This window comes from Bacillus sp. BF2-3 (assembly GCF_008368795.1).
Taxonomy (GTDB): Bacteria; Bacillota; Bacilli; order Bacillales; family Bacillaceae_G; genus Bacillus_A; species Bacillus_A cereus.
Genome location: NZ_QOSA01000006.1, coordinates 120,627 through 135,126 on the forward strand (window position 1 = coordinate 120,627; position 14,500 = coordinate 135,126).

A 14,500-nucleotide genomic window follows, 5' to 3' on the forward strand; every position below is an offset into this window, starting at 1 on the left:
CTCGCTTTGGATTATAGTATATACTACTTTTCCTTATCATCGTCTTTCATTTTGTTAAACTAAAATTAATGTACTACATTCGAGAGAAAGATGCAAGGTGTCGGAAAATATATGAGCGATTTTTGTAATATATCGACTTACCGACAGTGTCCGACAACTAACCCAATAAAAAAATTGCCGGAATATATCCGGCAATTTTCTAATTACTTACGTAACTCCGCACCGAATTTCTCTTCTACCGTTGTTAGTACACGGTTATGTGCTTCTGTTACTTCTTCGTCTGTTAATGTACGTTCTGCATCGAAGTAAGTCATAGAGAATGCAAGTGATTTCTTGCCTTCTTCCATTTTTTCACCTTCGTATAAGTCGAATAGTGTTACGTCTTTCAGAAGTTCTCCGCCAGCTTCAGCAATGACTTGCTTCATTTCACCAGCTTTTGTTTCTTTTGTTACTACAACAGCCATGTCACGTGTCATAGATGGGAAACGTGGAATTGCTGCGTAGTAAGTTTCTTCAGCGTCTGCACCGAATACTTTTACAAGAGATAATTCAAATACGAATGTATTTTTCACATCTAATTGTTTTTCTGCTTCTGGGTGCAATTGACCGATGAAACCAATTACTTCGCCATCTAATACGATGTCAGCTGTACGGCCTGGGTGCATACCTTCGCGTTTTGCTGGTGCATATGTGATTTGGTTTGCAACGCCAAGTACGTCGAATAGTCCTTCTAGTACACCTTTCACAACGAAGAAGTCTACTACTTTCTTCTCACCTTGCCATGCATGGTGAAGAGCAAGACCTGTCATAACACCTGCAAGATGTTGTTCTTCTTTCGGAAGTTCTCCTTCTTCTGTCGGTAAGAAGATAGAACCTACTTCGTATAAAGCAACGCTGTCGTTTTTACGAGCGACATTGTATGAAACTGCTTCTAGTAATTGCGGTACTAAGCTTAAACGAAGTTGGCTACGTTCTTCACTCATTGGAAGCGCAAGACCTACAGGCGCCTTTTCGTTTGGCTCAACCATATATTGTTTCGCTTTGTCAGCGCTTGTTAATGAATACGTGATTGCTTCATATAAACCAGCACCCTCTAAGAAGCGGCGTACTTTACGACGTTTCGTTTGTGCTGATGTTAATTTACCACGAGTCATCGTTCCAGAAGGTAATGTAACTGGAATGTGGTCATAACCGTATAGACGGCCCACTTCTTCTACTAAGTCTTCTGAAATTGTAATATCAGGACGACGTGCTGGTACATTCACGTGGAATGTTCCTTCTACTTCTGTGAATGGGAATTTCAAGTTTGTGAACATTGTACCCATTTCACTCGCAGAAATATTTGTACCTAATACACGGTTTACTTTTTCAGCAGTAACAGATACTGTACGCTCTTGTACTTGTAAGTTGTCAGCTTCTACTACACCTTCAAGTGCTTCACCGCCAGCATATTTCGCCATTAAAGCAGCTGCGTGTTGAATTGCTTCAAATGTACGTGTTGGGTCGATTCCTTTTTCGAAACGTGCACTTGATTCACTACGAAGACCTAAGTCTTTTGATGTACGACGTACTGTTTGACCTGCAAAATATGCAGACTCAATTAGAACGTTTACTGTCTCATTTGTAACTTCAGAATCCGCCCCGCCCATTACACCAGCAACAGCTAAAGCTTTCGTGCCGTTTGTAATTACAAGGTGGTGGCTTTGTAATGTACGCTCTTGATCATCTAACGTTTCAATTTTTTCGCCTTCTTTTGCAAGACGAACAACGATTTCTTTTGAACCTAATTTATCGTAATCGAATGCATGTAACGGTTGACCGTATTCCATTAAAATGTAGTTTGTAATATCAACTACGTTGCTAATTGGACGAATGCCAGCTGCCATAAGACGAGTTTGCATCCACATTGGTGATGGACCAATCTTTACGTTTTTAACCATTTTTGCAATGTATAATGGGTTTTCTTCTTTCGCTTCTACACTTACAGAAATATAATCAGAAGTTTTTTCTGCTGTTTCTTGTAAGTCGATAGCTGGAAGCTTTACTTCGCGGCCATAAATAGCAGCTACTTCGTAAGCAACACCTAACATGTTTAAGCAATCTGCACGGTTTGGTGTTAAGCCAAGCTCAAGTACTTCATCGTGTAAGTTTAAAATTTCAAGTGCATCTGCACCAACTTCAGCGTCACTTGGGAAGATGAAGATACCATCTGCGTATTCTTTTGAAACTAACTTTCCATCAATACCAAGCTCTTGAAGAGCACAAACCATACCGTGAGAAGCTTCACCGCGTAGTTTTGCTTTTTTGATTTTGAAGTTACCAGGAAGTACAGCTCCAACTTTTGCAACTGGTACTTTTAAACCTTTTGCAATGTTAGCAGCTCCACAAATAATTTGAACTGGCTCTTCTTCACCGATATCGATTAAGCATTTGCTTAATTTATCAGCTTCTGGGTGTTTTTCACATTCTAATACGTGACCAACTACAACACCTTTTACACCTTTATTTAATACTTCAACGCCTTCTACTTCAATACCACTTTTCGTGATTTTGTCTGCTAGTTCTTGTGCTGTTACATCTTTAATATCTACATACTCTTGTAACCAACGATATGATACGAACATACTTATCCTCCCCTTCCCTTACGCTCGTTTGAATTGTTGTAAGAAACGTACATCATTTGTATAGAAATGACGAATGTCATCTACTCCGTATTTCAACATTGCGATACGCTCTGCGCCCATACCGAATGCGAAACCTTGATATTCTTTTGAATCATAACCAGCCATTTCAAGTACGTTCGGGTGAACCATACCTGCGCCTAGAATTTCAATCCAGCCAGTTCCTTTACAAGTGCCGCAGCCTTTGCCATGACACATCATACAAGAAATATCCATCTCTACAGATGGCTCTGTGAATGGGAAGAAACTTGGACGAAGACGGATTTCACGATCTTCACCGAACATCTTTTTCACGAATACTTGCAGTGTACCTTTTAAGTCACTCATACGAATGTTTTTATCAATTACAAGACCTTCAATTTGCATGAACTGATGTGAATGCGTCGCATCGTCGTCATCACGGCGATACACTTTACCAGGACAAATAATTTTAATTGGGCCTTTTTCTTTATTATTTTCCATCGTACGTGCTTGCACAGAAGATGTATGTGTACGTAGTAACGTTTCTTCTGTGATGTAGAATGTATCTTGCATATCACGCGCTGGGTGATCTTTCGGTAAGTTTAGTGCTTCGAAGTTGTAGTAGTCTTTTTCTACTTCTGTTCCTTCAGCTACTTCATAACCCATACCGATGAATACATCTTCAATTTGCTCAACAACAGCCGTTAACGGATGGTGACAACCTGTTTCAACAGGACGACCTGGCAATGTAACATCAATTGTTTCAGTAGCTAATTTCGCTTCAATTACTGCTTTTTCTAAGTTACTAATTTTGTCGTCTAGACGCGTTTGAATCGCTTCACGTACTTCATTTACTAATGCTCCCATACGTGGACGCTCTTCTGCTGATAATTTTCCCATGCCGCGTAATACTTCTGTAATTGGACCTTTTTTTCCTAAATACGCTACGCGTACGTCGTTTAAGCCTTTCAGCTCTTTCGCTTCTTCAATAAGCTCTAACGCTTTTTGCTTTAGCTCTTTTAAACGTGCTTCCATTTTGGAACCCTCCTAATTTTAAAAATAAAAAAACCTCGCTCCCAAAAAGGGACGAGGTAAATTCGCGGTACCACCCTAAATTGACAGAACATGTCTGCCCACTCATTAGTTATAACGATCAATTCTGACCGGAACGCCTTTACATATACATGGTCCTGGCGTCAACTCCAGAGGTGAATTCACTTTCGTCTACCATAAGAATGCTTTCAGTCTACGACATTCTCTCCCTATATGGCGATTTTGTAAGCTACTCTTCTCTATCAACGTTTTTCGTTATTTAACTTTTAATATAATGTACTTCAACTTATTATAAGAAGTTTTTTATTTGTTCGCAACCGGGCTTTGCAAATAATACGTTAAAATCCCTGCTGCAACCGCAACATTTAATGATTCTGCCCCGCCGTAAATCGGAATATACAAGTTTTGATCCGTTTTTGCAAGAATTTCTCGGCGTACGCCATTTCCTTCATTTCCTACAATTAATGCAAAACTGCCAGCCGGCGTTACTTCACCATACGGAACTCCATTTTCAAGAGCTGTTCCATATACAGGAACGTTATTTTCTTTTAACTTGTCTACCCATTCTTCTAAGTTCCCTTTTACAATTGGTAAGTGGAAAATAGAGCCTTGTGTAGAGCGGAGTACTTTACTATTGTAAACATCAACACAACCTTCTCCAAGCACAACGGCGTGAATACCAGCTGCATCAGCTGTACGAATAATTGTTCCTAAATTACCTGGGTCTTGCAGGCCATCTAATAAAAGGAATTTCCCATCAGTAAGAGCTACTTCTTTCTCATGCTTCTCACAAACAGCAAATACACCTTGCGTCGTTTCTGTTTCACGAAGTATTTTTACAATCGCCTCAGGTACGATGTACATTTCCACATCATTAACTGTCCAATCTTTCGGAAGGTCTGTCTGATCTGAAACGATAAGTTCTGTTACAATTCCTGTCTTCAAAGCTTCCTCGACTAAGTGGAATCCTTCTACAAAAAATAAACCTTTTTTATCGCGTTCTTTTTTCGTTTGCAGCTTTTTCCACTGCTTTACACGCGGATTTTGTACTGAATCAATGTTTTTCATAATATGTATTTCCCTCTCTTCTTGTCTTATCATTATAGCCTATTTTTCATACATATTTACATAAAAAAGAACAAAAACTAACGTCAGTTTCAATTCTGAAGAAGAGGTGAAAGCAATGAGTTTTAATTTACGCGGTGCCGTATTAGCGAATGTATCTGGAAATTCACAAGATCAATTACAAGAAACAATCGTCGATGCAATTCAAAGCGGTGAAGAAAAAATGCTTCCAGGTCTTGGCGTTTTATTTGAAGTCATTTGGAAAAACGCTGATGAAAATGAAAAGCACGAAATGTTAGAAACACTAGAGCAAGGATTAAAAAAATAAGCAATTTGAAAATCACCTTTGCATAAGCTAAGGTGATTTTTTTGCAGAAAAATTTTTTCTTCTCCTAAACATTTCTACTTTACTAACGAACTATGATGGAGTACAATGTTCAAAATACATTTAAACCGATCGATTTTTCTTCATATACACCATAAGATAAAAGGAGTGAATGTTTTATGCACCGTATTACGCTTGAACAAATTTTTAAACACCACATTACACAAAAATACGTAAACCGTTCTGGAATGGTCCACGCGATCGCTGTCGCTTACCATGCGTTTCACCTAGCCAAAAAGCATCACGCCTCAGTCGATGCTGCCACAAAAGCTGGCTTCCTTCATGATATCGGACATCATACGTGGTACACAGGCGGCGAATGGGATTATGACTTATATAAAAAGAATGATATCCATGCAATTAAAGGCGCTGAAAGAGCACATAAATTACTTATTAGATTAGGAGAACATCCAAAACTAGCAAAAGAAATTTCTATTGCAATTCTTCTTCATACAGATTCTTTCTTAGTGGAACAAGAAATTGAAAGAACATCTCTTCAAAATATTATTAAATGGGCAGACGAAGCAGATGAAGAACCGGGCGGAGCGCATCATTATCGAACAATTTCTTATGAAAAAGCACTTAAAGCAATTCAGCAATTAGATCGATTGGTAGAGCGTGAATTGCAAATAGAGCAAGCAAAATTGAATAACAAGACAGAACATAGTTATCAATGAGAAAGAGGCATCACTACAGGGTGATACCTCTTTTATTATTTTATGGAAAATAAACCTTTATCCCGCATTAAAGAGCAGTAAGACCCCCACCTCGAAATTCAGCAAAGACGAGGAAGTTAGGTGGAGAATCAACTGCCCGTAAAAGCCCGATTGGTGAGGGCTGATAATCAGTGGGGGATGAACCTCCCCAATGATTAAAGTTTCACTTTATATGTAATATTTAAATGTTACATTCAAAAACATCTTACTTTATAATTAAATATACAAATATAAAAGAGGTGATTTTACAAATGCAACCCGCTACACAGCTTTCTAATGAACAAAAACACTCGATGTCATGGGGACAATTTATTAGCTCTGTTTTATTCGCCTTTTTTGGAACTGGACTTATTACTATGTTCCTCGTAATGCCATTAACAATTTATACAGCAGGTCTTACAGATAAAAAACAAGTTGCCCTGTATGAATCTATTGCAAATACTGCAAGTACCGTATTACAACTAGCTGTATTGTTATTCTTCATTTTTAAATTCGAACCCGCAAAAAAATTACTACTAAAATCTTTTAACTTTAAAACACTGAAAGAATGGCGCACATACGTATACTTACTTCTTTTCTTCGTTATCAACATCATACTCAATTACATCTTGTTAAATTATGTGTTCCAAGACGCAACAAAGCAGCAATCTTCCGCACTAAGCTTAGACGTCTTTAAGCAATATCAAATATTATTACTTCTCAGCTTTGCAATACTCACACCCATTTTTGAAGAACTTATTTTCCGTGGTTTTATACTTCGCTTCTTCTCAGAACGCTTTCCATTTTGGATTGCAGCCATCGTAACAAGTTTCTTCTTCGGTATCGCTCATACATACTCACTTGGGGTAATGGTAATTACTTTCTTTATGGGATTATTAATGGCCATTTTATGTAAAAAAACAAAGTCCATTATTCCAGCTATGTTATTTCATATTATGAATAACATGTTGGCATTCTTGAGTTAAAAAGAGGTATCATCGCGATACCTCTCTTTACTCTTTTATCATAACTTCAAACTCTTCTGCGGTTAGCGTTTTTGATAATCCGTATCGTTATTACCCATTTCCTTCAATTTATATATACTCATTAATAATATCCAAAATAAACCTCATGTAGTAAAATATAACTTAATTCACATAAAGGAGTTTACATATGTTCAGTATTATTTGGATGCTTTTCACGCCACTTCTCTTACTATGCGGGATTGCTGGTGGTATTTTTTTAATAGTAACGGGGATTAAATATCGGAAATTACTCGTTGGTTTAATGGGGCTACTTAGCCTATCCTTTGTCACACTACCTTTTGTTCTTTTAAGTGTAGGGATTCATATCGATACAATTTTCCCGATTCCAACTGCTCTTTACTGGACCCTATTTTCTTTAACTGGATTATTAGCAGGGGTAAGTGGAGTACAAGCCAAAATTAAAAGTATACGTAATATGGGATTCATTATTTTTACCATTGGAATATTAGGTGTTATCTTCTGGGAGCTCATGTCTGTAGGTGATTCATTCTATATATAATATTTTTTAGCAACCTACAAATCGGAGGTAATACAGAAGTGTTTGGAATATTAACTTGGATGATTTTAGCTCTTACTTTAATGTTATGCGCATTTATCGTTGGTATTTTTTTAATTATTTATGGTATTAAATATCATAAATCACTCACTATTATAGCTGGTTTAATTAGCATATTACTTATCGTTGTTCCTATCGTTTGTATAGGTTCTGGAATAGATTTAGAGGGGATGGTTCCAATTTCGGGAACTTTATATTGGTGCTTCTTCTCTTTAGCTGGACTATTAGCTATTATAAGCGGCAGGCAAATATCGAGTATTTGTTCTATGGGGATAATTTTGTTTCTAGCAGGGCTGTGCTCCGTAACTGGTTATCATTTTTTATATCTCACTCTTTAAAAAGACAAAAAAGCAGGGAAATTAATTCCCTGCTTTTCTATTTGGTTTATTGCCTGATTGTAAGAAGAACGATAACACCCAAGCGATACCTGCAAGTATCGTTGCGATTAAGAAGGCATCGTTAATACCGTTAATTGCAGATAGTTTTGAAATTTGTCCATATAATAGTTGTGTGCTCATCGCGTCTCCTGCTTGAGCTGATCCAGCTAAGGCCGCTAAGCTTTGACCCATGCCGTGTACTTTATCAACTAAAATTGGGTTTGATGTTGTTAACATGTTGCCGTAATCTGCTACGTGAGCAGTTGTTTGTTGCGTCATAAGTGTAATTAAAATCGCTGTTCCAATTGAACCAGCTACTTGTCTTGACGTATTTTGCGTTGCTGTACCGTGAGAAATTAATTTCATCGGCAGCGCGTTCATACCAGCTGTCATAATTGGCATCATAATGAATGACATACCAATTGAACGTATAATATAATCCGTCATAATAACGCTATACGGTGTATCCATCGATAATTTTGTAAATTCATATGTCGCATACGTCGTAATTGCCAATCCAATTATCGCTAATGGACGAATACCATATTTATCGAATAATTTACCCGCTACTGGTCCCATGATCCCCATAATTAATGATCCTGGAAGAAGTAGTAAACCAGATTCAATTGGCGTAAAGCCACGAATGTTTTGCAGATATACTGGAAGCAATAACATACCTCCGAATAATGCCATCGTAACGATTGCATTAATTACTAAAGTAAAAGTAAATACTGGATATTTAAATACTTGTAAATCAAGCATTTTATTGTCCGTTGTTAACTCTCTCCAAATAAATAACGCTAAACCAATTACACCGATAACAAGTGAAATAATGACTTCTGCACTAGTCCAACTATTATTTCCAGCTTCACTAAATCCGTACAATAAGCTTCCTAGTCCAATACTTGAACTAACCACACCGAATATATCTAATTTCGTTTTAGACACCGGCTGAGCTAGTGTAAAGAATTTTAAAGATAGGAACGTAATAATTAAACCAATAATAAACATCGCATAGAACATTAAGTTCCAGCTATAGTTTTCAATCACCCAACCTGTTACAGTTGGTCCGATAGCTGGTGCTAAAATCATCGCTACACCTAGTAATCCCATCGCCGCTCCGCGTTTATGAGGCGGGAATAACGTCATGAAGATATTCATACCAACCGGCATTAAAATACCCGCACCAACTGCTTGAATTACGCGACCTGTCATCATCATTGTAAAATTTCCTGAAGTAGCACAAATGATAGATCCTACCGTGAAGAATAACATTGCTGCTACGAATAATTTACGATACGTAAATCGTGAAACTAAAAAGGCACTAATCGGTACTAAAATACCATTTACAAGCATGAAGCCTGTAATTAACCATTGTGCTGTTGAAGTTGATACATTAAATTCATTCATTAACGGAGGTAATGCAACATTAATGATTGTTTGGTTTAAAATAGAAACGAACATGCCTAGAATTAATACAGCTACAACTGCTTTTACGTTCACATTCTCTACAGGCATAGACATTTGTTTTTTCGGCACTTCTTTTTCTTGTTTTACTTCTTCTTGCTTTCCTGTTTCTAACTCAACTACATTAGAAATTTCCGATTCTTGCTTTCGTTCAATTTCTTTCTCTTCTGTTTCAACTTTACTTACTTCTATTTTACTTACGGCTGGGACTTGTTCTTCTCCCATTTTCGTTTTTTTCTTTCGTAAAAGACGATTTACAAGGAAGAAGACGATTATACAAAATAGTGCATATCCTGCAATTACAATTGAGGACATCTCATCTCCCCCTTACTTATGAATACGAACTGTCACATTCATGCCAGGAACAATATTTACTGATTTGCTATGATCTAAAGAAATTTTAACTGGTACTACTTGTGTTACTTTCGTATAGTTCGCTGTTGCGTTGCTTGATGGCAACATAGAGAATGTATTCGCTGTTGTTAAGCCAACTTGTTCTACTTTTCCTGTTAACGTTGTATCTGGGTATGCATCTACATACACATCTACATCTTGACCTTTTTGAACATCATCAACATCTGTTTCTTCAATGTTTGCTGTTACCCATAAATTGTTCATATCAAATGCATAAGCAATCGGGCTACCCGCTCCAACGAAAGCATTTGTTGTCGCGTTTGATTGTACAACTGTTGCATTTTGTGGAATTGTTACATCTACTGTTTGTTCTCCATTAGCTGCCGCTACAGTAACAGTACCTAATTTATCGTTCTCATTATAATTTTTTCCTACTTCAGCTTTCCAGTCAGTTAGTTTACCTGCTACTGGTGAAGCAACCGGAATTACCTTTCCATCAATCTTTGCATTGTCTGTTTTTAAGTAATTTTCCGTTTGATTGTAATAGTAATAACCGCCAATACCGCCGCCAACTAGTACAATTAATGTGATAATGTTGATAATTACCATTCTTCGAAACTGATTCATTGCATTCCTCTCCTTATATCGCATATAATTTTTTTCTAAACTATTTATGTCCTTATTGTTTAGATTGTTTAATTGTTAATTATATTAACCTTTTAACAAAAAAATCACACCATCTGCAGCGTAAATCGAAATTTATCTACCTGCGAGCGGTGCTGATTTCTGAAGGACTATCGTTTATAATTATAAATAATTATTTTGAATCTACAACCGACAATTCACGTATGAAATGTCGTTTAAACAACAATATAATACCAATATGTTGTTTAAGTATAGAAAATTAAACGAGGGGAAATAAAAATGTCTATTAAAAATACAAATGATCCACGTGTAAAACGGACGAGACAACTCATACAGGATGCTTTTGTCGCTTTAGTAGGCGAAAAAGGCTTTGAAAATGTAACTGTGCAACATATCGCAGAACGCGCTCCTGTAAACCGCGCTACATTTTATAGCCATTACCACGATAAATATGACTTACTAGACAAAAGCATTGAAGAAATGTTAGAAAAGCTAACTGAAGTAATTAAACCGAGAAATAGAAATAAAGAAGATTTCCAACTAACATTTGATTCGCCACATCCAAGTTTTTTGGCCTTGTTCGAACATATTGCAGAAAACACTAACTTCTATAACGTCATGCTTGGTGATAAAGCTGCTGGAAACTATACGTATAAGATGATGAAAGCAATTCAAACGCATTTAACATTAAGCCTCTCTATTTCACAACCTAACGATGAAAAACTAATGGTTCCACGCGATATTCTCATTAGTTATGTTACTGGTGCCCACCTAGGAATGATTATGTCATGGCTAAAAAGAGGGATGATATATACCCCGCATTTTATGGCGATGCAATTAACTCGTTTAATTATTTTAGGGGCTCATACTGCTGCAGGATTAGAAAGGCCTTTTTAAAACATAAAAAAGCGAAGGAGAAGCTCCTTCGCTTTTTCTATTAATTAAATGTAATGTTATGTACAGCCTCTTTATCAAGACGTTTAATAACTTCTACAATTAACTTCACTGCATTTTCATAATCATCACGATGTAACATTGCCGCATGAGAATGGATATAGCGCGTTGCAATTGTAATTGCCATAGAAGGAATACCATTTACAGCAATGTGAATCGCACCCGCATCCGTTCCTCCGCCTGCTACTGAATCATATTGATACGGGATTTGTAATTCATCAGCAACATCTACTACGAAATCACGTAAACCTGTATGTCCAATAACAGAAGCATCATATAAAATGATTTGTGGTCCATCACCCATTTTACTTTGTGCTTCTTTTGACGTTACACCCGGTGTATCTCCAGCGATACCAACATCTACTGCGAACGCGATATCTGGTTTAATATAATTCGCAGATGTTTTTGCGCCACGAAGACCAACTTCTTCTTGTACAGTTCCAACGCCATATACAACATTTGGATGCTTTTCATCTTTTAATTGTTTTAATACGTCAATTGCAATTGCACAACCGATTCGGTTATCCCATGCTTTTGCAAGTAACATTTTTTCATTCTTCATCACTTGGAATTCAAAGTAAGGTACAACTTGATCTCCTGGTCGTACGCCCCACTCCATCGCTTCTTCTTGGCTAGAAGCACCGATATCGATGAACATGTCTTTAATTTCAACTGGCTTTTTACGAGCTTCTGGAGGTAAAATGTGCGGTGGTTTTGAACCAATTACACCTGTTACATCTCCTTTACGCGTTACAATCGTCACGCGTTGCGCAAGCATAACTTGTGACCACCAGCCACCAACCGTTTGGAAGCGAAGGAAACCTTTGTCATCGATTTGTGTAATCATAAATCCAACTTCATCTAAATGACCTGCAACCATAATTTTCGGGCCGTTTTCTTCCCCTACTTTTTTCGCAACTAAACTCCCTAAATTATCAGTAGAAAGTTCGTCCGCAAACGGCTCAATATACTTCTTCATTACTTCACGTGGTTCACGCTCATTACCAGCAATACCACGTGCATCTGTTAATTCTTTTAGCATTGTCAATGTCGCGTCTAATTTTGTCATTGCCAACACCCTCCTTTTTCTTCAGTCAATTCATTATACAATAATTAAATTGAAATATTCAAAAATTAAATTAGTATCCTTGTGTTTGACGCTGATGATTTACTTCATTTTTATCTAAATATGCTTTTTCAATCTCTTCTTGTTCAAATTCAAGTGCTTGTCCAAGTCGAAGATAGCTCGTAAATAATTCAATATAGTTTGTAATAGATGGTTGATCTGTAAAACGAATTACTTTCGCATATGTGTCTAAGAAAATTTCCACTTGTGTTTTATTCGTCTGTGCACATTTATAGAATAGGAAGTTTTTATCAATACCTAAATCAATTCCGATTGATAAAATAAAATGCAAACCATCTACGTATTCTTCTAATATTACTTCACGTTCTGATGCTGGTTTGTTGCTCCAATATTTAAAACAACGTGTTTCATTTGCAAGTTCTCCAATTTCTACAAGAAGAGCTAACATTTTTTCTTTTAACAATTTTTTCGGTTGTAAGTCATGTTCTTTTGCAATACGGTCATCTAATTCTTTTTGTAATTTAAATAGTTGTAGTAAGTCCATTCTATTGTCCTCCTCCAACATCGCATTTTACGCAACAATGTTGTTTCATCTCAAAGTTCATTATTATGTTTCAGTTCTTATGAATAAGTCAGCTATCTAACTCTTTATAAAATAGCTTGTCCTTAATTTACAAATACGTTTCAGTCATCGCTCTTAAATTGTTCATCTGATGAAAGTTCCATATCATCTTTCCATTATAGCAGTGTCGTTTCAGCTAGGAAAGATACTCTTCTTTCCAAACGAGCAGAATTGAAAAAAGCCAGGAGTATTCTCCTGACTTCATATGTATATTCTTCTATACTGCTATAACTTTTATATTGTTTTTGTCATATTGATAACAACATAGCCGTTAATCTTTAGAATTTCTTTCACTTCTAACTTCTATTTGAATACAAATAAAAAAACCTTAGAAGAAAATTCTTCTAAGGTTTCAACTAATTAATTAGTTAATGTTGTTTTTTGCAACTGTTGCTAATTCAGCGAAAGCTTTTTCGTCATGAACAGCTAAGTCAGCAAGCATCTTGCGGTTAACTTCGATGCCAGCATTTTTAAGACCGTGCATTAAGCGGCTGTAAGAAAGACCATTCATACGAGCTGCTGCGTTGATACGTGTAATCCATAATTTACGGAAGTCACGTTTCTTTTGACGGCGGTCACGGAATGCATACATTAGAGATTTCATAACCTGTTGGTTAGCAACCTTGAATAATGTATTTTTTGAACCGTAGTAACCTTTTGCTAATTTAATTACTTTTTTACGACGTTGACGAGTAACTGTACCACCTTTTACTCTTGGCATAATATTACCTCCTAATTGTTCTATATATCAGCCGAACTTATTTTAAGTTGTCAAGCATTTGACGAATGCGTTTGAAGTCACCAGCGCTTACTACACCAGCTTTACGTAGTTTACGTTTAGCTTTTGTAGATTTGTTAGCGAATAAATGGCTTGTGTAAGCGTGAGAACGTTTCAGTTTACCTGATCCAGTCTTTTTGAAACGCTTTGCAGCGCCGCGATGAGTTTTTTGTTTAGGCATAGGTATTTCCTCCTCTATCTATTACTTATCGTTTTTCGGTGCTAAAACTAAGAACATACTGCGTCCTTCCATTTTAGGCTTAGATTCAACTGTGCTAACTTCAGCACAAGCTTCTGAGAAGCGATCTAAAACACGTTGACCGATTTCTTTATGAGTAATGGCACGTCCTTTAAAGCGAATTGATGCTTTAACCTTGTCGCCTTTCTCTAAAAACTTGATAGCATTACGAAGTTTTGTGTTAAAGTCGTGTTCATCAATTGTTGGACTTAAACGAACTTCTTTCATGCTAATTACTTTTTGATTTTTGCGCTGCTCTTTTTCTTTCTTCTGTTGCTCAAAGCGGAATTTACCGTAGTCCATAATGCGGCATACTGGCGGTTTCGCATTTGGAGCAACTAATACTAAATCAAGATTAAGATTTGCAGCTAAGTCTAAAGCGTCATTACGAGACTTGATTCCAAGTTGATCGCCATTTGCGCCAACTAAACGTACTTCACGTGCACGAATTTGCTCGTTAATCATCATATCCTTGCTAATAGTAAGCCACCTCCAAGGTTTTCTCAGAACATATTTTGTAGTCATAGAACCCGAAC

The 14,500-nt window shown here is 36.8% G+C and carries 16 protein-coding genes and 3 other annotated features (2 of these 19 only partly in view); of the genes, 6 read left to right on the forward strand and 10 right to left on the reverse strand.

Translation table 11 applies throughout. The annotated features are described in order from the left end of the window. Nucleotides 1–49: a binding site (T-box leader), on the reverse strand (it extends 203 nt beyond the left edge of the window). A 154-nt stretch (nt 50–203) separates the two neighbouring features. From pheT to DN401_RS06250, 3 genes are all read right to left on the reverse strand, one after another. After that, nucleotides 204–2,624 carry a phenylalanine--tRNA ligase subunit beta gene (gene pheT / locus DN401_RS06240; protein WP_000498186.1) on the reverse strand — a complete coding sequence of 807 codons (2,421 nt, stop codon included), beginning with the start codon at nt 2,622–2,624 and terminating at the stop codon, nt 204–206. A gap of 18 nt (nt 2,625–2,642) precedes the next feature. Then, nucleotides 2,643–3,677, reverse strand: a complete 1,035-nt coding sequence (pheS, locus tag DN401_RS06245) for a phenylalanine--tRNA ligase subunit alpha (protein WP_000388219.1) — start codon at nt 3,675–3,677, stop codon at nt 2,643–2,645. Nucleotides 3,678–3,721: 44 nt separating this feature from the next. Further along, nucleotides 3,722–3,950 (reverse strand) — a binding site (T-box leader). A gap of 48 nt (nt 3,951–3,998) precedes the next feature. Beyond that, complete coding sequence (locus DN401_RS06250; RefSeq protein ID WP_002204703.1) at nt 3,999–4,796, reverse strand: TrmH family RNA methyltransferase; 798 nt, start codon at nt 4,794–4,796, stop codon at nt 3,999–4,001. Nucleotides 4,797–4,878: 82 nt separating this feature from the next. Here DN401_RS06250 and sspI point away from each other — a divergent pair, with 82 nt between their 5' ends. The 5 genes from sspI (at nt 4,879) to DN401_RS06275 (ending at nt 7,780) form a co-directional block, all read left to right on the forward strand. Beyond that, nucleotides 4,879–5,088 carry a small acid-soluble spore protein SspI gene (sspI, locus tag DN401_RS06255; protein WP_000009509.1) on the forward strand — a complete coding sequence of 70 codons (210 nt, stop codon included), beginning with the start codon at nt 4,879–4,881 and terminating at the stop codon, nt 5,086–5,088. A 176-nt stretch (nt 5,089–5,264) separates the two neighbouring features. Then, a complete protein-coding gene (locus tag DN401_RS06260; RefSeq protein WP_000554786.1) occupies nt 5,265–5,822 on the forward strand; it encodes an HD domain-containing protein in 558 nt (185 codons plus the stop codon). A 290-nt stretch (nt 5,823–6,112) separates the two neighbouring features. Beyond that, nucleotides 6,113–6,826: a CPBP family intramembrane glutamic endopeptidase gene (locus DN401_RS06265; RefSeq protein ID WP_149287629.1), complete on the forward strand. Its 714-nt coding sequence runs from the start codon at nt 6,113–6,115 to the stop codon at nt 6,824–6,826. A 187-nt stretch (nt 6,827–7,013) separates the two neighbouring features. Beyond that, nucleotides 7,014–7,385, forward strand: coding sequence for a hypothetical protein (locus tag DN401_RS06270; RefSeq protein WP_000491395.1), 372 nt, complete (start codon nt 7,014–7,016; stop codon nt 7,383–7,385). A gap of 38 nt (nt 7,386–7,423) precedes the next feature. Beyond that, nucleotides 7,424–7,780 carry a hypothetical protein gene (locus tag DN401_RS06275; RefSeq protein ID WP_000467057.1) on the forward strand — a complete coding sequence of 119 codons (357 nt, stop codon included), beginning with the start codon at nt 7,424–7,426 and terminating at the stop codon, nt 7,778–7,780. Between the two features lie 21 nt (nt 7,781–7,801). Here the strand turns inward: DN401_RS06275 and DN401_RS06280 are convergent, their stop codons facing one another. Continuing rightward, the gene (locus DN401_RS06280; RefSeq protein WP_000095295.1) at nt 7,802–9,601 is read right to left on the reverse strand and encodes a DHA2 family efflux MFS transporter permease subunit; all 1,800 of its coding nucleotides are present in this window, start codon (nt 9,599–9,601) and stop codon (nt 7,802–7,804) included. A gap of 12 nt (nt 9,602–9,613) precedes the next feature. Next, on the reverse strand, nt 9,614–10,267 hold the full coding sequence (locus DN401_RS06285; RefSeq protein WP_001071419.1) for an HlyD family secretion protein: 654 nt from the start codon (nt 10,265–10,267) through the stop codon (nt 9,614–9,616). A gap of 297 nt (nt 10,268–10,564) precedes the next feature. Between DN401_RS06285 and DN401_RS06290 the strand changes: the two genes are divergently transcribed. Then, nucleotides 10,565–11,182 carry a TetR/AcrR family transcriptional regulator gene (locus tag DN401_RS06290; RefSeq protein ID WP_000023672.1) on the forward strand — a complete coding sequence of 206 codons (618 nt, stop codon included), beginning with the start codon at nt 10,565–10,567 and terminating at the stop codon, nt 11,180–11,182. 40 nt (nt 11,183–11,222) lie between these two features. Here the strand turns inward: DN401_RS06290 and DN401_RS06295 are convergent, their stop codons facing one another. The 5 genes from DN401_RS06295 to infC form a co-directional block, all read right to left on the reverse strand. Next, entirely contained in the window at nt 11,223–12,308 is a 1,086-nt protein-coding gene (locus tag DN401_RS06295; protein ID WP_000163555.1) for a M42 family metallopeptidase, read from the reverse strand. Nucleotides 12,309–12,378: 70 nt separating this feature from the next. Continuing rightward, the gene (locus DN401_RS06300) at nt 12,379–12,870 is read right to left on the reverse strand and encodes a dUTP diphosphatase (protein ID WP_000365050.1); all 492 of its coding nucleotides are present in this window, start codon (nt 12,868–12,870) and stop codon (nt 12,379–12,381) included. A gap of 442 nt (nt 12,871–13,312) precedes the next feature. Next, nucleotides 13,313–13,669, reverse strand: coding sequence for a 50S ribosomal protein L20 (gene rplT, locus DN401_RS06305; protein ID WP_001138362.1), 357 nt, complete (start codon nt 13,667–13,669; stop codon nt 13,313–13,315). Nucleotides 13,670–13,706: 37 nt separating this feature from the next. Then, nucleotides 13,707–13,907, reverse strand: coding sequence for a 50S ribosomal protein L35 (gene rpmI / locus DN401_RS06310; RefSeq protein ID WP_001125945.1), 201 nt, complete (start codon nt 13,905–13,907; stop codon nt 13,707–13,709). Between the two features lie 21 nt (nt 13,908–13,928). Then, nucleotides 13,929–14,432 carry a translation initiation factor IF-3 gene (gene infC / locus DN401_RS06315; RefSeq protein ID WP_000973215.1) on the reverse strand — a complete coding sequence of 168 codons (504 nt, stop codon included), beginning with the start codon at nt 14,430–14,432 and terminating at the stop codon, nt 13,929–13,931. 63 nt (nt 14,433–14,495) lie between these two features. After that, nucleotides 14,496–14,500: a sequence feature (ribosomal protein L20 leader region), on the reverse strand; it runs 116 nt beyond the window's last position.